Source organism: Parabacteroides sp. AF17-3 (genome assembly GCF_003635445.1).
Lineage (GTDB): Bacteria > Bacteroidota > Bacteroidia > Bacteroidales > Tannerellaceae > Parabacteroides > Parabacteroides goldsteinii.
The window spans coordinates 72069-95274 of record NZ_QTMM01000002.1; the positions used below are offsets into that span (position 1 = coordinate 72069).

At 42.4% G+C, this 23206-nt stretch carries 19 protein-coding genes; 5 read left to right on the forward strand and 14 right to left on the reverse strand.

The window, feature by feature from the left end:
* Positions 1-303 precede the first annotated feature (303 nt).
* Complete coding sequence (gene dgt / locus DWW91_RS02570) at positions 304-1629, forward strand: dGTP triphosphohydrolase (RefSeq protein ID WP_122326872.1); 1326 nt, start codon at positions 304-306, stop codon at positions 1627-1629.
* On the opposite strand, the gene rsgA is transcribed toward dgt, so the two are convergent.
* From rsgA to pyrH, 8 genes are all read right to left on the reverse strand, one after another.
* Complete coding sequence (gene rsgA, locus DWW91_RS02575; protein ID WP_122326873.1) at positions 1626-2558, reverse strand: ribosome small subunit-dependent GTPase A; 933 nt, start codon at positions 2556-2558, stop codon at positions 1626-1628. The genes dgt and rsgA overlap by 4 nt on opposite strands.
* Before the next feature lie 100 nt (positions 2559-2658).
* Positions 2659-3222: a ribosome recycling factor gene (gene frr, locus DWW91_RS02580; RefSeq protein WP_009859937.1), complete on the reverse strand. Its 564-nt coding sequence runs from the start codon at positions 3220-3222 to the stop codon at positions 2659-2661.
* A 277-nt stretch (positions 3223-3499) separates the two neighbouring features.
* Positions 3500-4666 (reverse strand): MFS transporter, encoded by a 1167-nt coding sequence (locus tag DWW91_RS02585; protein ID WP_122326874.1) that lies wholly within the window; start codon positions 4664-4666, stop codon positions 3500-3502.
* Positions 4663-5532, reverse strand: a complete 870-nt coding sequence (locus tag DWW91_RS02590; protein WP_122326875.1) for a carbohydrate kinase — start codon at positions 5530-5532, stop codon at positions 4663-4665. Before DWW91_RS02590 ends, DWW91_RS02585 begins: the two co-directional genes overlap by 4 nt.
* 13 nt (positions 5533-5545) lie before the next feature.
* A complete protein-coding gene (locus DWW91_RS02595) occupies positions 5546-7432 on the reverse strand; it encodes a DUF4980 domain-containing protein (protein ID WP_122326876.1) in 1887 nt (628 codons plus the stop codon).
* Positions 7433-7450: 18 nt separating this feature from the next.
* Positions 7451-9766: a TonB-dependent receptor gene (locus DWW91_RS02600; protein WP_122326877.1), complete on the reverse strand. Its 2316-nt coding sequence runs from the start codon at positions 9764-9766 to the stop codon at positions 7451-7453.
* A 184-nt stretch (positions 9767-9950) separates the two neighbouring features.
* Positions 9951-12674 carry a substrate-binding domain-containing protein gene (locus tag DWW91_RS02605; RefSeq protein WP_122326878.1) on the reverse strand — a complete coding sequence of 908 codons (2724 nt, stop codon included), beginning with the start codon at positions 12672-12674 and terminating at the stop codon, positions 9951-9953.
* A 5-nt stretch (positions 12675-12679) separates the two neighbouring features.
* Positions 12680-13390 carry a UMP kinase gene (gene pyrH / locus DWW91_RS02610; protein WP_005867363.1) on the reverse strand — a complete coding sequence of 237 codons (711 nt, stop codon included), beginning with the start codon at positions 13388-13390 and terminating at the stop codon, positions 12680-12682.
* Positions 13391-13771: 381 nt separating this feature from the next.
* On the opposite strand from pyrH, the gene DWW91_RS02615 reads away from it, so the two are divergent.
* Positions 13772-14002, forward strand: coding sequence for a hypothetical protein (locus DWW91_RS02615; RefSeq protein ID WP_122326879.1), 231 nt, complete (start codon positions 13772-13774; stop codon positions 14000-14002).
* Positions 14003-14199: 197 nt separating this feature from the next.
* Positions 14200-14628, forward strand: a complete 429-nt coding sequence (locus tag DWW91_RS02620) for an Hsp20/alpha crystallin family protein (RefSeq protein WP_199722539.1) — start codon at positions 14200-14202, stop codon at positions 14626-14628.
* A 226-nt stretch (positions 14629-14854) separates the two neighbouring features.
* On the opposite strand, the gene DWW91_RS02625 is transcribed toward DWW91_RS02620, so the two are convergent.
* From DWW91_RS02625 to DWW91_RS02645, 5 genes are all read right to left on the reverse strand, one after another.
* On the reverse strand, positions 14855-18229 hold the full coding sequence (locus tag DWW91_RS02625) for a DUF6383 domain-containing protein (RefSeq protein WP_122326880.1): 3375 nt from the start codon (positions 18227-18229) through the stop codon (positions 14855-14857).
* Positions 18230-19163: 934 nt separating this feature from the next.
* Positions 19164-20033: an endonuclease/exonuclease/phosphatase family protein gene (locus DWW91_RS02630; protein WP_122326881.1), complete on the reverse strand. Its 870-nt coding sequence runs from the start codon at positions 20031-20033 to the stop codon at positions 19164-19166.
* Positions 20034-20095: 62 nt separating this feature from the next.
* On the reverse strand, positions 20096-20848 hold the full coding sequence (locus DWW91_RS02635) for a biotin--[acetyl-CoA-carboxylase] ligase (protein WP_046146111.1): 753 nt from the start codon (positions 20846-20848) through the stop codon (positions 20096-20098).
* Positions 20841-21194 carry an MmcQ/YjbR family DNA-binding protein gene (locus DWW91_RS02640; RefSeq protein ID WP_009859948.1) on the reverse strand — a complete coding sequence of 118 codons (354 nt, stop codon included), beginning with the start codon at positions 21192-21194 and terminating at the stop codon, positions 20841-20843. Before DWW91_RS02640 ends, DWW91_RS02635 begins: the two co-directional genes overlap by 8 nt.
* A gap of 21 nt (positions 21195-21215) precedes the next feature.
* Complete coding sequence (locus tag DWW91_RS02645) at positions 21216-21581, reverse strand: YraN family protein (protein WP_009859949.1); 366 nt, start codon at positions 21579-21581, stop codon at positions 21216-21218.
* Positions 21582-21649: 68 nt separating this feature from the next.
* Between DWW91_RS02645 and DWW91_RS02650 the strand changes: the two genes are divergently transcribed.
* Positions 21650-21877 carry a hypothetical protein gene (locus DWW91_RS02650; protein ID WP_009859950.1) on the forward strand — a complete coding sequence of 76 codons (228 nt, stop codon included), beginning with the start codon at positions 21650-21652 and terminating at the stop codon, positions 21875-21877.
* Positions 21874-22314 (forward strand): nucleoside deaminase, encoded by a 441-nt coding sequence (locus DWW91_RS02655; RefSeq protein ID WP_044215086.1) that lies wholly within the window; start codon positions 21874-21876, stop codon positions 22312-22314. Before DWW91_RS02650 ends, DWW91_RS02655 begins: the two co-directional genes overlap by 4 nt.
* 7 nt (positions 22315-22321) lie before the next feature.
* Here DWW91_RS02655 and fic read toward each other — a convergent pair whose 3' ends face one another.
* Positions 22322-23206 carry a protein adenylyltransferase Fic gene (gene fic, locus DWW91_RS02660; protein WP_199722540.1) on the reverse strand — a complete coding sequence of 295 codons (885 nt, stop codon included), beginning with the start codon at positions 23204-23206 and terminating at the stop codon, positions 22322-22324.

Consider the following 23206-nt stretch of genomic DNA (forward strand, 5'->3'; position numbering starts at 1 on the left):
CAGCCAAAACAAGAACTAAGTCCTACCAGAACTCTGTCTATTTGCTACAAACAAATGTTAATGCTGATGCGAGTGTGCTGGGAAACGCGACATTATTGTGTTAATATAAACAAAAATAATAATCTTTATTCAAACAATTATTGCTTATTTCGGTTATAATTTAATAGATTTACAACCGGATAAACGCAATGCTATATAAGTTCTGGTAGAACTCCGTAATAAAATATTTATTTGAAACCTTCATATTCCTATTGTCTTCCAAAATGCCTACCTTTGTAATTATTACATTATTAATATAGCAATATGAACTGGACCCAATTATTATCAGGTAAACGTTTCGGAATGGAAGAATATCATGAACGTAAACATGAACGTACGGACTTCCAGCGGGATTATGACCGTTTGATCTTCTCCTCCCCCTTCCGCAGATTACAGAACAAGACGCAGGTATTTCCTTTGCCGGGCAGTATCTTTGTCCACAATCGTCTGACACATAGCCTGGAAGTATCCTGTGTAGGTCGTTCGTTAGGTAATAATGTAGCAAAGGGATTGATGCAAAAATATCCCGACGGAAGTATTAACTTTCCGGAAATAGGTTCCATTGTTTCCGCAGCCTGCCTGGCTCACGACATGGGCAACCCGCCATTCGGACATTCCGGAGAGAGAGCCATTTCCGCTTACTTCCTGGAAGGGAACGGCAGTTATCTGGAAGATAAAATTCGTTCCGCTGGTGGCCGTTGGGAAGACTTTCTTCATTTTGAAGGCAATGCCAATGCCATGCGCCTGCTTACCCATCAGTTTATCGGCCGGAGAAAAGGCGGATTTGCTTTAACTTACAGCACATTGGCCTCTATCGTCAAATATCCTTATGCATCGGTTCATTCAGGCAAAAAAGGGAAGTTCGGTTTTTTCCAGTCGGAAGAAGAAACCTATATGCGCATAGCTACCGAATTGGGAATAAACCACAATCCTGAAGACAAGAATAAATTTGTCCGTTACCCGCTGGTTTATCTGGTAGAAGCAGCCGACGATATCTGTTATCAGATCATGGATATAGAAGATGCCTGCAAACTACATATCCTTACGACAGAAGAAGCCATTCAACTATTGCTCAACTTTTTTGAAGGAGAACGACTGAACCATATCATCCGCGTCATGAAAATGGTGGACGATACAAACGAACAGATCGCCTATCTACGCTCCTGCATCATCGGACTACTGGTAGATGAATGTTCGCGTGTCTTCCTTGAAAATGAAGACGGAATACTTGACGGAACCTATAATACTCCTTTGATAGAGCAGATAGGAGAACAAGCCAAACAAGCCTATGCCACCTGTTCAAAAACGGCTTACAAAAAGATTTACCGCGCCAAAGAAGTACTCGACATAGAACTGGCCGGTTACCATATCTTCAGCCATCTGATCGACAGCCTGACAGAAGCTGTCATGAATCAGAGCCATGCATACAGTAAATTATTGTTACAGCGCATCCCGGAACAATATGACACGAATGCACCAACCACTTATGGCAAAATACAATGTGTACTTGATTATATCTCAGGAATGACGGATGTTTATGCACTCGACCTATACCGCAAGATCACAGGAATGAGCCTTCCGGCCGTTTAATACTCTTCCCTATATTTGCTTTCTTCTTTATCTTCCAGGATACTGAGATAGCTCTTATAGCGGGACTCGCTGATATAATGATCTTCAAGCGCTTGCAAAACAGCACACCCCGGTTCATGACGATGGCTACAGTTATTGAACCGGCAATCTTCGGAGAATTTGAATATCTCCGGAAAATAGTGGGAGATTTCAGCAGTCTCCATCTCTATCGTTCCAAAACCTTTGATTCCAGGGGTATCAATCAGGTAGCCTCCTTCCGGCAGCGGGATCATTTCAGAGAAAGTTGTCGTATGCATCCCTTTATTATGATATTCGGAGATATCGCCGGTCCGGAGATTAACACCGGGAACTAACTTATTGATAATCGTTGATTTCCCAACTCCCGAATGGCCGGACAAAAGAGTTATCTTATCTTTCAACTCAGCCTTTAGCGCATCGAGACCTTCTTCCGTTTTAGCACATAGGGTAGAACAAGGATAACCGATCGTTGTGTATAAATTAATCAAGGCGTCGAGATATTCCTTATCTTCCCCTTTATAACGGTCAATTTTATTGAAAACCAACTTCACCGGCACACTATAAGCCTCAGCCGTGGCCAGAAAACGATCGATAAAAACAGTTGTAGTAATCGGATAATTGACAGTTACGATCAGCATGGCCTGATCGAGATTGGCCGCAATGATATGCGACTGTTTAGATAAGTTGGAAGCCCGCCGGATAATATAGTTCTTACGGTCTTCTATCTTGGTAATAAACGCCGTACCTTCATTATTGATATCGATATCAACCCGGTCACCGACAGAGACAGGATTTGTGCTGCGTATCTCCTTTAAACGGAAATTTCCTTTTACCTTACTTTCCACATCACGCCCGTCATCGGTGCGTACGGTATACCAGCTACCTGTATTCTTTATTACCAGTCCCTTCATATTAATTAAAAATTAAAAATTGAAAATTGAGAATTGAACAAACTACCGGACGATACGCGTCAAAGTAATTTTCAATTCTCAATTCTCAATTTTCAATTATTTATACTGTCATTATTTCTTTTTCTTTAGCAGCGTAGAGGTCATCTACTTTCTTTATAAATTTATCGTGCACCTTCTGAACTTCCGCTTCCGCATCTTTTGCCACATCTTCAGGAGTTCCGTCGGCTTTCACACTTTTCTTTATTGCCTCGATCGCATCGCGACGCGCATTACGAACACTGATTTTTGCCGTTTCGGCTTCCTGTTTGGATTGTTTAGCCAACGTGCGACGGCGTTCTTCTGTCAGAGGAGGAATCCCCAGACGGATTATTTCACCGTTATTTTCAGGAGTGATACCTACTTCCGAGTTCATGATTGCCTTTTCAATCTCTTTGATAAGCGGCTTTTCCCACGGAGTAATGATAATCGTTTTTGCATCCGGTGTATTTACCGAAGCCACGTTAGTCAGAGGAACAAGACCTCCGTAATAAGGAACCTTCACTCCGTCAAGGATCTTCGGATTAGCCTTTCCGGCACGGATATGAGCCAACTGTTCGTCAAGATAATCGATTGCGAACGTCATTTTCTCTTCTGCTGACTTTACATACTGCTTGATATCTGCCATAACTGATTGATATTTTGTTTTCTGTTTTTTTCGATAAACAAAAGTAGTAAAGTTTTTGAACCTAGCAAACAAATTACTTTTTTAGCACTATAATTCAACTGAAAGCGTAGCATAAACTTGCGGCTCCGAAGAAATCGACAAAGCAATCCAGAAAGAAAATTTGTATCATATATTATGATACTAAGATATCATATATTATAAAAATAAAATATCATATATTATGATACAGTTATATTACAATATATGATATTCTCATTACCTCATAAGGGATGCTTTATCACTTAAGCTTCGGACAAAGTAACATCAGATAGAGAACGCCCACACTCAGCACAATCACCGCCCCCAACTGCGAAGCCATTGCATCCGACAGGAAGCCCATGAAAAGAGGAAAGACAGTTCCTCCGAACAGCCCCATAATCATCAGCCCGGATATCTCGTTCTTACGCTGGGGCATGGACTGGATTGCCTGCGAAAAGATGATCGAGAACACGTTCGAATTTCCGAATCCAATCAACCCTATACATATATATATGATCTCTTTGCCGTGGAACAAAGACAATCCGACCATTGCCAGCGCCATCATTGCAACGCTGATACCAAAGAATATCTTGGCCGACATGCGACTCAGGATAAAAGCACCCAGGAAACAACCGGCCGTACGGAAGATAAAATAAAGACTGGTGGCAAACGATGCATCATGTAATCCCATTCCCAAACGCTCCATCAGGATTTTCGGAGCTGTTGTATTCGTTCCGACATCAATGCCGACATGGCACATGATGCCGATAAAACACAACAGAATAAAAGGCTTACCCAGCAAGGCAAAGCATTCTCCGAATGTCGAAGGTTTCCCTTCCGGCTTCTCTTCGTCTATCTGCGTTGCTCCCAACAAAAGGATTGTAATAACTGCAACAACCATATAAACCGGGAAAAGTATCCGCCAGCCCAGGCCGAAAGAAGGAATCACAGCCGTTGCGCCCCACATCGCGATATAAGGAGCCAGGAAAGAAGCGATAGCCTTTACAAACTGTCCGAAAGTCAGACTACTGGCCAACTTATCCCCACTGATGATATTCGAGAGCAACGGATTCAAAGAAGTCTGCATCAAGGCATTACCGATACCCAGCAGAGAAAAGGAAATAAGCATCAGCATATAACCATCGCCAAAGATTGGGAGCAGCAAAGAGAAGAATGTAACGATCAGACTAAGTAATACAGTCTTCTTCCGTCCGATCCGGTTCATCAGCATTCCGGTTGGAACAGAGAAAATCAGAAACCAGAAGAATACAAGCGACGGAAAGATATTCGCCTCCGAATCTGTCAGATTCAAATCGGCCTTCACATAGTTGGAAGCAATCCCCACCAGATCCACAAATCCCATAGCGAAGAACGCCAGCATGACCGGGATCAACTTTATATATAAACCTTTTTCTTTCATGATCATTCTTTATTCGGATAAGGAGGCCATGCCCCTTCCTGTGTACAAACAAAAGCGGCCGTTTCGACAGCAAGCTGATGGGCTTCACGCAGGGATTTCCCTGTTAATATAGAATAGACAAACGCCCCGGAAAAAGAATCGCCTGCTCCTACCGTATCGACAACCTGTACTTTAGGAGTCGGGATAGTGGACTGCTCATCCGGCGAATAAATCGAACTGAAAGCGCTTCCGGCTGTCAGAATCACATATCTGAGGTTATATTTCCTCAACATCTTACGGCACACTTCCTCATCCGCACCTTCCAGATCACACATGCTGCGAAGCAATACCAGTTCCTCATCATTCACCTTAAAGACATTTGCTTTATGCAACAACGTTTCAATCAGCTCCTTGGAATAATACGATTGCCGGATATTGATATCGAAAAAGCGCAACGCATCTTCACGTGCATACGACAATAAAGTCAGGATCGTTTCTTTCGACGCCTGTGAACGCAAAGCCAATGTGCCATAACAAATGGCATCCGCCCTCTTTACCAGGTCGATAGATTCCTGGGTTAGAGGAATATGGTCCCAGGCAACGCCTTCAATGATTGTGTAGGTCGGAATACCATCCTTCAGTTCCACCATCACACTTCCGGTCGGATATTCTACTGTTCCCAAGCTATTGGAGATATGGTTCTTTTCCAATTCCTGAACGATTTCCGTTCCCGACAAATCATTTCCTACTGCACTGACGGCATATCCCTCAGCTCCCATTTGTGTGGCGTGATATACAAAGTTGATCGGGGCACCTCCGGCACGCTTTCCGGTTGGCAGGACATCCCAAAGAAGTTCGCCGATACCGACTACTACAGGTTTATTCTTTTCCATGATATTTCAATTTTTAAAGTGCTAATTTATAAATATTCAACGAATTTACCCGGCAGGAACCATCCTTACTGTAAAAGTTCAGACAGTTGTAAGGTTCGTTCGGGAAAACAAGATTGGTCATAGCCACCTTTCCGCCATCGAGGAAGACTTCGACAGAGCATTTATCTACAAAAATCCGAAGCGTATGTTCCTGTGCCGGAGATAACGGTCCCCAGGTCGCCAAAGCAAAATCGTCCACATAATTAATGGAGTTGGCGATACGGTTATCGTGCGCTTCCTTTTCATGCGGAACGCTATTCTTTCCAAAGTCCACGATACCGCTATGCACCCTGTCCATAACCAGCTTCTTCGCATTCAGGTCCAGATAAATATCCACATACTCACCTTTCCCGTTCACCAACTGAAAGCCTGCGATACTCGATTTACCGATTGCTATATTCATATTTATCTCGAATGCGCCATCATTTCCGGCAAACAGCGTATCTATGCTGACAGCTTTATTCGCCTCAACCGTAAAAGCAGGAATCTCGCGTGTCTCTTTCCGGAGCGATTCCAGTTCCCTGACCGGATTCACAGCCATATACACCTCTTTCCCTTCGGAATACATGATCAATTCACGAGGCAAAGCATTGGCACTACGATACTGCTGCGTAGGAATAATATTCGCATACTGCCAATTGCTCATCCAAGGCACGGCAATGACACGGTCGCCAGTATTGGAAAAGCAGACTGTCGCATAATGGTCTTTTCCCCAGTCCATCCATTTGACTACTTCCGGTTTCGTATCGCAAACAAACTTTGTTCCGTCGAAATCCCCGATAAAATACTGCGTAGCCGACCCTCCGAACAAACAACCCGGATTGATATTGACAATCAGCGCCCATTTCTTGATATTCAAATCCCCGTTTACCGGCAGTTGCACCATATCCGGGCATTCGAACTGACTCGGCTGCACACCGTACCCGTCACCGAAAGCACTCATATACGTCCAGTCTTTTAAATCCCCGGAAGAATAAAACCGCATTTCCCTATCGGCCGACACAATCATCACCCACTTCTTTTCCGGAGCATACCAAAACACTTTCGGGTCACGGAAATCTTTCAGACCGTCGAACGGGGTAAGGACAGGGTTCTTTTCGTATTTGGTAAACGTACGCCCGTTATCGCTACTGTGAGCCATACATTGTATCTGTCCGTTCTTATCGCTGGCGGAAGTATAGAAGGAGACGATCGAACCGGCACCATAACCGGCCGTATTATCCTTGTCCACAACGGAACTACCGGAAAAGATATGCCCCATCGTATCACGGGCCAGGGCTACCGGAAGATGTTCCCAATGAACCAGGTCACGGCTTACGGAATGCCCCCAATGCATATTTCCCCATACCGAACCGTAAGGATTATACTGAAAGTAAAGATGATATTCGCCATCCTTATAAACCAGTCCGTTCGCATCATTCATCCAGCCATACAACGGGGTATGGTGGTAAAGAGGACGGTATTTATCACGGTTGGTCGTATCGAACGTGTCGGAGAGTTTCATCTCTTTCCAGCACACGGCATCCTTCGGCGTTTTGCGGATACGGACAACCGCCTCTTCTGCTCCGGCAGGCAGTTCGAAAGGGACGAAATAATCCGTTTCCTTTTTAGCCAGACGGACATCCATATCCGTATCCGCCGGGTTTCCCGTCACAAGGCACACCTGCCCTTCACCGGTATGTTCTTCCACCGGCAACAAGAGGTATTTGGCCGGATTCGTTATATGGACAAGCGTTAGTGTATCGCCCTGCTGCTCCAAAGTAAATCCTTCTTTAGAGGCGGACTGGCAAGAGGCCAGGCTTACTGATACAGCACAGCCCATCAGGAAATTCTTACTGTTATTCAAAATCGTTGCTTTCATATGATAATAGATTAATTGTTAAAATGTAATGTTTGCACTAAATTCTACAGTGAAGGGACGGATATAGCTGCCGGCCATCCACTGCCCGTTATGCTTGGAGGCATCCTCCTTCTTATCCAGTTCGGCTCCCGAAATACTGCCGCGTGCTCCGGTCTGGTTCAGGATATTCACGACTGTCGCTCCCAGGCTAAGATACTTATTTACTTTGTAATTAACACCTCCGAATGTTTCCCAACGACCATTAAAATAATAGGCATTGTTGATATTGGCATACGTCTTGCTGAAATAACGGGCGCTCAACCAAACCCGGAAGTCTTTATAGGTATAACTCGGGTCAATCTCCAGCAGGACTTTCGGTATTTCCGTCACGATATTACCGGTAGCATTGATACCAGCGTGGCTGCCGTCCGAAAAATTCACGCCTGTTTCATATTTCTTATAGGTCGGATTCTGGTAAGTAAACAGGAAGTGCAGGTCGAAACCTCTGAACAACCTGGCAATCAGGTCGGTCGTCCACCCGATAGTTTTAATATCGTAGCTAAGCGGGGCTGCGTTGATATCTTTCGAGTTGTTCGGATTAATCAGGTTCAGGGTAGAGTTGTTGTTCGTCTTTCCGATATAAGAGAACAAAGACGTCAGGCTCAACCAGTTATTATTATAATAGATACCGGCACGTCCCAATGGAATGGATACTTTCTCCACATTCGGCAATTCGGACGGGGCAAAACTGGAAATGGCAGGATGCTGCGTATTATAAGTGAAATCGCCTGTAAAACCGAACTGCCCGGTCAGTTTGTAAGTCAGGGCAAACGTATAGACCTGATTGAACCAGTCATAATCGAAATCCTGCGGAGCGACGGTTCCGGTCTGTCCATTCTTATTATAAGCCGCACCCAAATGATAGTTAGGGAAACGTCCTAATACGCTGTCATTCCTCAGATAGACCGCTGCATTCTGGCCGTGCATCTTCTGATATTCGAAGCGGGCACCGTAGTAGACATTGATTTTGTCGTTGATATCCCAATCGTGGGTAAAATAAAGGGCCAGTTTATTTTCATACCCTTTGTAATATTCGGAAGCATTCTTGTTGAAGTCGTAGTAAACACCATCGGTATAACCTTCTTTCATCAGCCGGCTCGGATATTCTTCCACTGTATGGTCGTACATGGTGGTATTGGAGGCATAATCAATCTTATAATGCCACTGGTTCAACCCGATACGCCAGGTTCCGTTTTTATATTCGCGCGACAGTTCGGAAGTCAGGAAGGTTTCATCTATATTACCGCGATTCAGACAAGACATGCGGCTTTGTACATAGCCTTCATAAGGAGTCAGATTGCCTTCCAGGTCTTTCAGGGAATAGCCGTCTTCCGAAGTCTTCTTTTCCAGCGACATCGGCGTCTGATAGACATAAGAGCCGAGCGCATGGTCGTATTTGGCATTCACAATCCATTTCAGTCCGTTGTTCCATTTATAAGCATGATGCAGGCTAATCTGGTTGCCTTTATTCAGGGAGGCATCATAGAGGTTAGTCTTCTTCAATTCACCGGAACGCATATCCATATAAACCATCTCGCCCGTTGTCGGCAGGTAAGAGCTTGTGCCCAGTTTAAAACCGGGAATCTCCTTCACACTTCCGTCACCCACATACATAAAAGGGGCATTGGTCGCGGCATTCGAGGGCCAGCGGCTATTGCTGTAATGATAAATAACCGACAATTCACCGCGGTCCTGATTATAACGTTTGGTGATAGCAGCTTTATAAATCTGTGTACGGTCCTGATTGGAAGCAAAACGCAACTTGAAAGTTCCCGGGTCGAAATCCTGATAAATACTTCCGCTGTAAAACCAACCTTTCCCGGCATTACCGCTGATATTCAGGTCGATTTGCTGCTTACCGAAATGATTCGTATTATAATTCAGTTTACCCCGGAACTTTTCCGTCCCGAGTTGCGTATGAGAGTTTACCGCATATCCGACAGTACCGGTCGTGATAGCCGTTTCCGAAATCTTCAATAACCCGACATGCCCCAGGCTACCGTCACCGCGCCAATGGGTATTTACATTATGAGGATTGGAATTGTAGACGACAGGCAAACCATTTTCGAGGACATTGACATCCCCACCGGGCAGTCCGATGGATATCTCGCGGGGACCATTCGCACTGGAGGCATTCAGCATCACATTGCGGCTGTTCGTTTCATTTGATTTTTCCTTATTCACCTGAACGGTATCTTTTACCGCTTCCTGTGCATATGTTGCGGCAGACAAAGTACAACCGGCAACTAATAAAAGGAAAGACTTCTTCATGGTAATCATGGCAACTGTTTTCATATAGAATGTTTTAATGTTGTTCCTGCTAACAAGTTTTCGGAAGCAAATGTAGAGGCACTGAAAACAATCGGATATAACAAAACGAACCAATCCTGTCACATTCGTCACATACCCTGAAATTCATTCCAGAAGTATAATATCCGTCAGATAAATGTGACAAATGTGATAGGATATTAAATTCAAATCATACCTTTTCTGTATTCTGATACTCTTTCGGGGTTTGGTTATAAACGGCCTTAAAGCATTTGGCAAAATAGGCGGGAGACGAAAAACCTGTCTGGTAAGCAATCTCGTTGATATTGTATTGCTTTTGTTTCAGAAGAACGGCTGCCTTCTTTAAACGGTAGTTACGGAGAAAATCGACCGGGCTGGTTCCGGTCAGGTCTTTTATCTTACGGTGGAGATGGCCGCGCGACAAACCGAGCGTATCACTCAACTTCTCCACATTAAATTCAGAATCGGTATATATCTCTTCAATCTGTGTCAGGAACCGGCGAAGGAACAGGTCATCCATATTCTCCACCTTCTCCGGTTGCGCCATCAGCATATTACTGCTTTGCAGCTTTTTCAGCCATGCTTCGCGCAACCTTTTTTGTTCATCGAGGATACGGATCATACGGAGTTTTACAAAGTTCACATGGAAAGGCTTCTGGATATAACCGTCCGCCCCGCCCGATATGCCATACATACGCTGACGTTCATCCGACAAGGCCGTCAACAGGATAACGGGAATATGGCTGATGGCAATATCCGTTTTTATACTGCGGCAAAGTTCGAAGCCATTCATTTCCGGCATCATCACATCGGATAAGACAAGCGATATTTCATTTTCCTCCTGAAGAAGATTCAAAGCGACCTTTCCATTGGTAGCGGTAAATACGCGAAAGTTCTCCGATAATTCCTTTTCCAGGAATGCACGGACCTCATCATCGTCTTCAACAACCAAAACGGAATAAGGATATTTCTGTGCCAACAACGTTTTCTCTTCGGAATCATCCAGGTTCGAAGCATCATACGCCAAATGGGAAACAGGCAGTTCCGTGATATATTCGCCGTTCAGCTGCGTCTTATCTTTCCGAAGGCAAACGGAGAAAACGGTTCGCTGTCCGGGGACACTTTCCACTGTTACCTCCCCATTATGCATCTTCACATATTCATGGACCAGATGCAAACCGATACCTGTCCCCACCCGGCTGTTCTCCGAATAGAAACGGTTGAAGAGATAAGGCAGATTCTCCGGTTGGATACCCGAACCATTGTCTTCGACATGTATCGTCACCCATTCGTCCGACTCTTCCAGCGCTACCCCAATCTTTCCCCCTTCGGCCGTAAACTTAAATGCATTGGATAACAAATTCACCAACACCTTCTCAATCATATCCGCATCCATCCAGATACGGCAGTTCTTCATGTCCGAGGCAAAAGTATAGGTAATAGTACGCACCTTCGCCATACTATTGAAATATGACTTCACCTCACTGCTGAACGAAACGATTTCCGTCTCACGTATCTTCAGTTTCTCCTGCTTATTCTCCACCTTCCGGAAATCCAATAGTTGGTTGATGACGCGGAGTAAACGCCCCGCATTCTTATGAATCAACTCCAGGTCTGAAAGGTAGGGGGAATCGTGCAATAAGTTAAGCAACCTGTCCAACGGCCCCAATATCAGTGTTAACGGAGTACGTACTTCATGGGATATATTGGTAAAGAACTGGAGTTTGGAGGCTGTCACCTCTTCTATCTCCGCATTCAGGGATATCAGTTTACGGCGTTGTTCTTCCTCTTTCTTATTAATCTCACGCAGTTCGCGGTTTTTAAGCCGTATCTTACGGTTAATATAGAATACATAGACCGACAAAGAAATGAAACCAACCATCAAAAGCGTGATAACACTCAATGAATCCCGGAGAAAATTAAAACGGTTCAGCAATTCATCCATACGGCTCCGCTGTGTCTCAATACGCTGTTGATAATTGCTCAACCGTTCAGATTGAAGCAACAGGGTCTGGGCAGCCGACTTATCAACCAAACCGCTCAACAAGGGAATATATTTATCCACCTTCTCCCCTCTAAGCAACTGCATGGCGGTCCGTATCACCTGTTCTCCGCCCGTCGGATAAAGGAAAGAGACATTAATCCGTCCATCCGCCACCGCTTCCAGTCCGGCATTTGCCACGGCATCCATTCCTATAATATGTAATTCCTTACCGCGCACCGGGTCTATTGCCAGAAAATGTTCACGGGCGGCAATAGCCATCATATCGTTATGAGCATATACAAAGTCGATGGGTTGTGAAAAGTCTATCTCTTTCAGGCGTTTGGCTGCGACATCATACCGCCAGTCGCCTTCCACGGGGCGAAAGGTTAAATCCGTCCGTTGCAGCAAGGCATCCCGAAAACCGTTGTGACGTTCCTGAGCGGGAGAAGAGCCCATCATTCCCCAAATTTCAAGAATAGTGGCATGAGGGGGTAAATGTTTAGCGGCATATGTTCCGGCGGCAAAACCCAGATCATAATTATTCGCTCCGACAAAGGTGGTATATTGGTTCGTGTTTACTTTGCGGTCGGTGATAATCGTTGGGATGCCTGCACGGAATGCTTCTTCGGCCACATCTGTTATCGGTGCTGATTCGAAAGGTGAAATAATCAGGACATCGACCTTTTGTGCAATCAGTTCGCGTATTTGTTCGATTTGTCGGTCATTATCATTATCGGCATCCTTAATAACGACTTTAATACTATCATAATTAGATGCCTCAATTCCCACCTCCCGAATCATTTGCTGCCGCCAGGCATCATCCAGCATACATTGGGAAATTCCTATCACATATTTCTTTTCCCTATCGGCACGGTCGCAACCGGCAAGCAACAGGCACAAAAGGATTAATATGGATAGGAAGTGTTTCACATTTTCTAATTATGCACCAACGTCCCAATATTCTCGCCGCTCATCACCTTCTTCAGATTCCCGTTGGTATCCATATCAAAGACAATGATAGGCAGATTGTTTTCTTTACACATGGTGGTCGCTGTCAGGTCCATCACTTTCAGGCCACGAGTGTATATTTCATCATAAGTAATATCTGAGAACTTAGTCGCAGTCGGGTCTTTTTCCGGATCGGCCGTGTAGATACCATCCACACGTGTACCTTTCAGCATCACATCGGCTTCAATCTCGATACCTCTTAAAGAAGAACCTGTATCGGTTGTAAAGAACGGATTGCCTGTTCCACCGGACATAATCACCACATTACCCTGTTCCAGCAATTCGATGGCACGCCATTTATTATAAAACTCACCGATCGGCTCCATCCGGATAGCAGTCAACACCTTTGCCTTTACTCCCTGTGCAACCAGCGCAGAACTCAAGGCCAAACTATTGATTACCGTTGCCAGCATCCCCATCTGATCACCTTTCACCCGGTCGAACCCTTTAGACGCACCACTCAAACCACGGAAGATATTACCTCCGCCTATGACAATGCCGATTTGGACCCCCATCTCTGCAATCTCCTTGATCTGTGCTGCATACTCATTCAAACGAACTTCGTCGATACCATATTGTTTACCTCCCATCAGCGACTCACCGCTTAACTTCAGTAGAATTCTCTTGTATTGTGCCATCTTTCTGTTTTTTGATTTTTAATTGTTCTTCTGCAAAAATACAGTATTTCGATTAGCAAACAATATCGGAAGTCAATTAATCCGGTATTATTTAATAAAACTGTATAGCCTATGTAGCAACTCTGTAATGCCGTCCCCCTACTTTTGCTATCGAAATGAAACACACTTTATTCCTTATTTTGAAAAACACTAAGAAAACAACCAAACCTTCTTCCTAACTTTAGCATTCCCCTCCCCTTTCAGCGGAAAGAGACAGGGGAATGTTACTTTACAATTTCATATATCTTTTTCACTTTTAAAGCCTGAACAATACAGCCTGACGCACTGTTTCATAAACAAAGAGACATTAAACAAAAAGAATCATTTAAAAATTAAGCAGTTATGAAAAATGTATTGATTGGTATTGCTGCCGGTATCGCTATCGGCTATGTGCTTCGCAAAATGGAAGACGACGGTAAATTCAAATGTATCCACGACGACATGAGCGAACTGGCTGACAGAACAAAAAAGAAAATCAAAGATGTAGTCGACAAAGGTGTTAACGAAGCCGAATATATCGGTGACCGTGTCGAACATATCACCGACAAAGTCAAGAAAGGGGCAACAAATTAATAGCCATTCAAGGATTATCGCTACAATATGTCACCAATTCTGTCAAACATAGCTTAAACAAGTGACAAAAAGACAGAATTAGGCATTAAATCCAACTGGCACAAAGTTTGCTTATTGATAGCTGAACGAAGGGTTCGGAAAGAGCCCGGAGTTCAGTAAATTATTGAATGTGTAACTTAAAAATAGGAGATTTAATTATGATGCCGATCAGAAAAAATCAAAATTGGTTACCGAGTATCTTCAATGATTTCTTCGATAACGACTGGATGGAAAAAGCTAATTCAACAGCACCTGCTATCAATGTAATTGAAAGCGAAAAAGATTATAAGATTGAATTGGCTGCCCCGGGAATGACTAAGGAAGATTTCAATGTCCGTATCGACGATGACAACTGCCTGGTTGTTTCAATGGAAAAGAAAAACGAGAATAAAGACGAAAAGCATAACGGACGTTATCTACGTCGCGAATTCTCATATTCTAAATTCCAGCAGACAATGATATTGCCGGATGATGTTGACAAAGAAAAGATCAGTGCTAAAGTAGAACATGGCGTATTGACCGTAGATGTTCCTAAAAAAGCGCTTGTAGAAACGGCCAAATTACAGAGAAACATTGAGATTAAATAAGTAACCTCATCATTAAATAATGAATATCCCCCGACGGAATTTCCATCGGGGGATATTTTTTATCCGGCTTCTCTCTTCGCAGGGATACTGACAGATGAACTTTATTTTATTACTTTAGTATTAATGCCACCACTTGTTCGCCCGTCGCAGGTTAATTGGCAGGTAGTAGAGACATTGCATACAATGTCTCTACCCGACCGCATGGTGGTAATTTTAGAATTATCTATTATTTTACGATTGCTTTTACAGCAGCTTCGCCTTCAACAGCCACAGTCACATAACCTGCCGGAGCAGCGATAGTAGCTTCACTGGAAGTGATTACTGTATTAGCAATAGTCTGTCCAAGAACGTTGCTGATAACAACTTTCTTACCTTCAGCGCCTTTAACGATTACGGCTCCGTTAGTTGCAACTACTGATACTGTTGATGTAGCAATCGTTTCGTTATCTGTTGCCATATCATCTTCTGAACCTATCTCGATATTGAATACCAATGCATTATCACCACCGGTTCTTGCATTTTCAAATGTAGATGATTTTGAATCCGACAGAACCAAACAACCGTTCTGACTCTTCAACCAAGCACCATTGATAGGAGCAACATCCAAATCGCTTGCTTCCTTGTCTGATTCAATCAGGAATGCAACATCCAAGTTTTCTACTGTTGCAGCAGCTGCCTTATCCGGATTGATGTAACGGAATGACCAAGTATAATTCTTGTGAGCATCTTTCTTCAATTCAGATTTCAAATCAATGATATAGTCAGCGTCAATTTTAGCAGCTTTGTAAGCAGCCTTAATTTTTGCCGTATCCAAATCAGCATTAGCCAGTTCTTCGAAACCATTTGTCAAAACATACAAGCTATCACCAATATGCATAGCATCCACAAAACCGACACGAGTATAGTCACCAAACTGATACAACTTATCTGCATCTTTAGCCTTCAGAGAATCTGCGAAACTTACCAGATATTTAGCTCTTGTAAAGCCAGGTTTTGCAGGAATAGCGTGAGGACAAGTCCATTCTGTAATACCGTTCAGGTGTTCGTGATCCAGTTCACAAGGTTTAGCCGGTTCTGCAATTTTTTCACTCTGACTCACATAGATGAAATACTGCGGTTTGATCTTTCCATTAGGAGCATTATCAATTGTCGCTGTATCAACCACAAATGACAAACCTGCTTTCGGATTAACTTTATCTTCTCTTTCGATACCCAAATAGCAAACTCCTTCATTTTTGAATTTCTCATTGTTTTCATCCATCAGATATTCACCACGATAATATTCTTTGAACTTCAGAAGCTTAGCTGCATCTTCCTGGCCTTCTACAGCACCATCTAATGCAGTATTGAAACGACGATACAGAGGAGCGTTATTTTCTACAATTGCAAATGCAGAAGTTCTTGTTTCTTCCAGCACATTATCTTTCAAGATTACGCTCAGATCTTCATCAGCCGAACCAATCTTCGTTGAATCAGTTGCTGCGACATTGATGAATGCATAGTAAGGACGAGCTGCTTCTACAGATTCAGCTTTATAGAAATTATTTTCTTTCAGATAGAACTTCTTAGCTTTAGCTTCATCAGAAGTCATTTTGTATCTGCCCTCGCTATCTAATGTAATATAAAGATTACCTTTAGAAGTCTTCACATACGGAGTGTACATAACACGTTTCAACTGTTTCAAACCTGAAATTTTAGCTTTCAATGCATTATCCACAGTAATACCATAAGGAACTTCAGCTGTTTCTTTATTCATAAAGAATGACAATTCAGCATCTTTCACATACAGGATAGAATCCCCGTTCATACCGATGAATTTATCATCAGCATATGAATGCAGATAATTGAACTTGTAAGACATTACATCCAACACCTTGTTATCCAAGTTCAAATAACCTAATTTTTCATTACCTAATGCAGCAGCTGTTACAGGCTTGATATCCAGGGAGTCAATATTATGCAGACCACCTGCAACAAATTTGTAAGCACCACCTTCTTCCTGACGTAACTGAATGCTTTGTTTTACACCGGCAAATTCACGGTTAATAAGTGTTACAGTTGACAGCTCGGCAATTTCCGAAGTTTCTTCATGATCTTTTAAGATAACCCACTGGTAAGCCGGCATGTTCATCACTTCCTGCTCAGAAGCTTTTACAGTAACCCATTTCGGAGCATTAGCCCAAGCATTTACTCCATTATCTTTCTTCGTATTATAAATAGGAACAGCCAAATACTGGTCTTTATCATTCTTGATTACATAAACACCGTTATTTTCTGATGTACGGTTTGTTGTACCTTCACCCAAGAAGAAACGAACGTTTGCAGGAGATGTACCCAAAGTTATCTCATTAGAAGCTGTTAATTTATTCAAGATAACAGTTTTATCAGACTGTGACTGATCCCAAAGAGTAGCCTTGCCGTTTACAGTTGTTGCTGTAGCACCTGTTGAACCATTTTTCTTGTTATAACCTAATACTTCAATAGCAATACTATCTTGTGTCGGATAATAAGTAAATTTAAATTTGGAAGATGCGGCCAGACGACCAGGTTGAACATTCTTTATATATTTATTACCCTGCCATGTATCAGTGATCATCTTATCTGTTCCAAACTTAACAAAATCCTGATTGTTTACAGACAAACCATCGATATAAAAAGTATCTGCCAACAGATAAGTATCTTTATAAGGATCTGCATCATTGGCATCATCAATAACCTGTAACAAAAGTCCCCCCTCAGATACATTAAAATTACCATTCTCTACATACATCTTGAAATTATCTTCATCTGTAGCAGCAGCCTGAATATCCCATGCTCGGAAAGTATTATCTGTAAATTGATTACCTAATGTGCTATTTACTCCTTTTTTCAGTTCCGGAGTTGATCCTAACTTGAAAGAATCTCCTTCCGGATCGGTAGCTAATTTGGTATTCAAGTCTTTTGCACTCAGAGTTACAGCACCTGCAGTAATAGGAGCCAGTCTCAAATGACGACCTTCCCATTTATCTCTGCTGGCATGAGCTTTTACCAAATAAACATCTTCTGAACTAGTATAACCATTACCAGTTGCATTAGGAGTAGCAGTTGCGCCTGTTACCAAAGTAACAACAGAGTCTTTTGCAAAATAAGAAATTAAACCGCTTGTTCCGAACGGAGAAGACTGAGTTTCTGTTGAACTTTTCCATTTCCAGGAAGAAGCTGCTCCGTTCATTTTCACAAAACCATCTGCTGCTGCATAAGTTTTAGTTGCATCATACAAAGGAGCATCGCCAGGATTAACCATCAAAGGTATACCTGTTCCTTTATTTACAAATGTAAAATCAGGACCAGTAGCATTGTTGCTATAAGAATACTGAATAGACCACAGTGTTGAGTTTACATCTGTTACAGCAGTAACATCTTTCAGTTTCAGTGTGTAACCATTACCATCCGGTACCATAACAAGTACTTTGCCTGCAGTAGCGTCACCTAATTGATAAAACTTGTTAGTTTCAATCTTCGTTACATCCCTTGTACCTTGGCTGATTGTTGCAGCCTGAGTAGAAGAGAACAAAGTCGAAGCCATACAAGCAATCGCCAAAGTAGAAAACTTTTTGTTCATAATCTAAATTTTAATATTAATAATAATGTTAATGAAATAGTTCTTATCCAACCTTTTACGTCCTTAGTCAAAGTATAATGACTAGAAAAAACGATCCTTTAATCTAGCCAGTATTTATAGACTATTTGATATTCGTAATCGAAAGCATTAATTTTGTACATACTTTATTATTCTCTTGATAAGAAAGGAGATAGTTATGCAAAATTTATTTGGAAAAGAGTTGTGGTTTCAAAAGTTATAATTAATTTTGTTGACGTATTTAAAGGATCGTTTTTTTTAGCCACTACTTATTTTATATATAATTCTTATATTTCAACAGCTGAACCATATGTATATTATATTTCTTCCATAAAGAAAGTATATTATATTAATGTACACATGTACATTAATATATAGTTTTCACCGATTCAGTGTCAAAACAAAGAAAAAGTTAATATAATACTATATATCAATATATTACAAGTGACGCTGAAATATTATTCGACATCACCTATTTTTACATAGCAAAAATAAAGCTACTCTCTAATCTATCTCCTTTATACCGGCCTACAACAGTTAACCCATTATACTATAAGAACTAAGCCCTATTGTAGTAGACTTTAACCATCTTCTTTACTAGTATTAAATATGTAAGCATATAAGTACATAAATGTAAGATCATATCTACATATATGTAAGGCTTACCTTTCTTTTTAGAAAAGCATATATTTCATATTTAGAATAAGTATGAAAAGGGCTTAATTGTACTATACTATATCCTTAAATATAATAGTGTGGCGACTTAAGCATCAATGGAGCAATAAGTGACGCTATAAAACAACAATGGTGACGCTGAATAACACCTCAGCATCACCATCATAATTCACTCTTTTATACTGAATAAGCATCCGTAATATAGCCAGTGACGCCACATTTCCGGAAACTTTATTTGTAACTACTCTTTGGGTATGAACATACTGATCCCTATCGGATAATGATCGGAAAGATAATCGTTGTCCGGACCGTTATAAATCTGCGCATCTACACAATCAGGACGCAGGCTGTCGGTTACAAATATGAAATCGATTCGCTCCTGCTGGCGGCGTAAAGCCTCTCCTTTCGGTGAACTGGTCAATATACGGGTAGGGTAAGAATAACGTTGGTTATCAGGAGTGAACATATAACAAATGTCATGCAATGAAGCTGCCATAAAAGTAGAAATCACAGCATAATTCTCCAGATGTTCATCCGTCCAGGAGGCATCGAAAGGGGAATGGGCATTCATGTCACCCATCAATAGGCAATTGGTTAACTGATTTTTATTGATGTAATCGATAATATTATCGGCCTCCTTTTTGCGTTTTAACCGATCATGAGGATTCAGATGCGTCACTAGGAAATCCATATTCAGAACTTTGCAATGTAACAGACCATGACCGTAACCGTCAATCTTTCTGTCGACAACCTTGATAGGCGTTTTCGAAGTGAGCCCGACCGGATAACCGTTTTCCTTTACAATAGCGGCATAAGGGTGACCATAAGAAGCTGCCAGTTCTTTCAGTTTCGCCTCGGTGAAGCCGCAAAGTTCGTTCAAAGCCAGTACATCGGGAGATTGTTCTTTTACCCAGGCGGTAAAACGGGAGATACGATCCTTATCCGAACCGTTGCTGAAACCATCCATGATATTGTAAGAAATGATCTTTATCTTTTGACGGTCGGTGCGCCAGTCACGTTCATAGGAACTTGAAGTCTGAGCATTCAGACCGGAAATAAAGAATAATGCAAAAAGAAAGAGAATACATTTGTTATTAGATAACTGCTTCATTGTTATTTCTGATATTAGATTAATACTATGTTATTTAGAGAAGTGCCCCCAAAGCGCTATTTTTAAGTGTTTACCACCGACACTTCCTTGAATGCATAGCGCCTCACTTCTCCGTTATCTGTTTTCAGAATCAGGTGTCCTGTGGGTTCTATTCCCAGGATACAAGCCTGGAAGACGCCTTGTTCATCCCGGTAAGGATGAAAGCCGTTACCGCGATACAGGGCTGCCATATAAGCACTCCGAATCTCTTCCTCCTTTTCCTGGAGCAGACCGAGATAGCGGTCGTAAAGACGTTTCAGGAAACTGTTCAGGATTTCCTCCCGGTCATATTCCCGACCCGTTATCTGTACCAGTGAAACAGGGTTCAAAGCATCACTCAGAAACTCCCGCTGGTTTATATTAATACCGATGCCTATCACGGAACAATACAGGGAATGCCCCGTCAAGTCGTTCTCAATCAGCATGCCGCATATCTTCTTGTCGCGCCAGTAAATGTCGTTCGGCCACTTCACCGTTATACCGTCCACATAAGCATCAAGCGTTTCCTTTACACTCAGTGCAGCTATCTGGGAGATTAAGAACTGGCGGTTAGCCGGAAGAAAATCCGGATACAGGATAATGCTAAACATCAGATTCTTTCCCGGTTCCGACTCCCAGGTGTTACCGACCTGGCCTCGTCCGGCTGTCTGATATTCTGTAACAACGATACTCCCTTCCGGTAAGGGTTCTTTCCCTACCAGTCCGCGGAGATAATTATTTGTAGAGGTTGTTTCTTCGAGCCGGATAATACGCGGCTGTTCATTTTCTTCATTCATCGTATGCTTCTCTTATTTTCTTCGGTAGTTTGGCTATTACCTCACGATAGGAATGACGAATCCAGTGGCGGATATCGTCGTCGGACATGTCGCGTTCCAGATAAACTCCGTTCCAGTATTTCTTATTGAAATGATAAGCTCCTTCGACTGCTGCATAACGATCGCGCAACTCTTCCGTATAATCCGGATTACATTTCAGAGCCAAATACGGTTCCTCTCCGTCCAAAGGCAAAAGAGCAAACATCTTGTTCTCCACTTTAAAGACGAGTGAGACATCATCGAAAGGAAAACATTCGGTAACGTTTTTCAACGACAAACAATATTCACGGGCTTCTTCTATATTCATACGTTTTCTCAGTTTTCTATTTTATCGGGACGGAGCGTAGAAAGCATCGTCTATATGCTCGATCCGGAAACCATCCTTCTCTTTTACCAGGGTGATGATGTCGAAACGGACCGGCAAATCCAGGTTAAAATAACGGACATAGGCATCTGCCGCCGCTACAATACGCCTGATCTTTTTATTATCGACAGCTTCTTCGGGCGAAAGGAGATAATCTTCCGAGCGGGTTTTCACCTCTACGACAACCAGATCCTTCTCCTTGACGGCAACAATATCCAGTTCGTAATGATGCCATCTCCAGTTGGTATGCAAAATCGTGTAGCCCTGACGGATCAGATAATCGCGTGCCCTTGCTTCACCATCCCTGCCTAAATCGTTTTGTTCAGCCATCTTATTAATTTGCACAAATATACTGTTTTTCTTTTTTATTTGGGCTTTCACTTGTACATTTGCACAATATGGCATTAAAACGGAAATATTCACCACCCCAACCCAATCGCCCAAGGGTGCATAAGGTTACTTTTATGCTCAACGATGAAGAGCAGAAGGCTGTCGACCGCTATCTTGCCAGATATAATATCGAAAACAAATCCCGTTGGTACCGGGAAACAATCCTTTCACATATACTCAAGACACTGGAGGAGGATTATCCTACCCTCTTCAAGGAAACAGAAATGAGAAGATGAATCCATTTAACGACGAATATTTTATGAAACAGGCGTTGGTGGAAGCGCGTGCTGCCGCCGACGAAGGAGAAGTGCCCGTAGGGGCCGTTGTTGTATGTAACAATCAGATTATTGCCCGTGCCCATAACCAGACGGAGCGGCTGAACGACCCGACCGCTCATGCGGAGATGCTAGCCATAACGGCAGCCGTAGGCGTACTGGGTGCCAAGTACCTGACTAATTGCAGTCTTTATGTAACGGTAGAACCCTGTATCATGTGTGCCGGCGCCATCGGATGGTCCCAACTCAGCACCATCGTATATGGGGCAAGCGACGAGAAAAGAGGCTTTCAGCAATATGCGCCGAAGGCTTTCCATCCCAAAGCGATAGTAAAAAAGGGAGTAATGGAGAAAGAGTGTGCGGAAGAGATGCAGAAATTCTTTAAGTCACGCAGATAACGGGCAGTTATTCATCCTCTTCGTAATAATACGAATAATCAATGCCTTTCATAAATAGTTCACGATCATTAATCTTATCAGTCAAGGCGTTCTTCAGCAGATTCTTTAGCTTTACACTGTTTGTAGAACTTTGTACCATTGCGTTCAGATAATCCTTTTTATTGATCTGACTCCAGTCAACACACTTCTTCAATCGTTTTTTAAAGATCAAATCCAGCCAGATCCGAGTACTTCGGCCGTTACCTTCCATGAATGGATGGGCAATATTCATCTCAACATATTTATCGACAATTTCTTCAAACGTATTTTCGGGCATTTCTTCAATTTGCCTTAATGTATTCCCTAAGAAATGCGATACAGCGAACTGAAAACCGCCTTTCGAAATGTTCTTTTGTCTGATTTGCCCGGCAAAATCATATAACCCGCCAAAGAGATACGCATGAATTTGCTGTAAACTTTTCGTTGTTCCGATTTCTGCTTCGCTAATAAGATTGCTTTCAAAGAATGCATACGCTTTTTTCTTACTCTGTCCGTCAATACTGTTGTCGCTATAAGTAAACCAATCGAGAAACTTTGCAGCTTTGTTATTGGGAAAATGTTTCGCTAAAGCAATAATACCGTCGTAATCAAGTACGTTTGAAAGTCGCATTTTGCCATCAGGTGACTTCAACTTCAACTGGGTAGTGTCACTACCCAGTTCATTACCTTCTTTCTTTAACTTGGCCTTAAGGTATTTCCAATAATTTCGTGTTTTAGTGTAGTCATCTTGACTCGTAAGAACTGCAACAATATCCAATACGGAAAACCACCATTTGTTGTTTTCTTCGTCCCAGATTGCACGGACCTCACGATCGTCAAAAAAACGGATTGATATTTTCGTGTTATTGATCAA